Genomic DNA, 287 nt, shown 5'->3' with positions numbered 1-287 from the left:
AAAGACAGCGGCCACCTGCAACACCACGCCGCCGCCGTCACAGCCTGGGAAGCCGGCAGCAACACCGACAAAGACGGCAAAACAGCAAAAGACCAGGCCGGCCAACAGCCGCTGCTCATCCTGTCCGCCCCGGCCGGCATCGCCAGCCTCACCGAACAAAGCCAGACCCTCTCTGCCGGGACCAACCTCAACCTCGTTGCCCAGCGCGACAGCAACGAAACCACCGGCCGCCGCTGGCTGCACAACGCTGGCCAGCACATCAGCCTGTTTGTGGCGGGAGTAAAAGA

1 protein-coding gene is annotated in these 287 nt (G+C 64.5%); it reads left to right on the top strand.

Features of this window, described 5'->3' with window-relative positions; genetic code table 11:
- Positions 1-287: DUF2345 domain-containing protein (locus EAY64_RS20180; RefSeq protein WP_122081989.1), on the top strand; the 287-nt coding region annotated here is incomplete at both ends.

It is taken from the genome of Aquitalea palustris (genome assembly GCF_003693445.1).
Taxonomy (GTDB): Bacteria; Pseudomonadota; Gammaproteobacteria; order Burkholderiales; family Chromobacteriaceae; genus Aquitalea; species Aquitalea palustris.
This window is presented reverse-complemented; position numbering and strand designations above follow the sequence as displayed.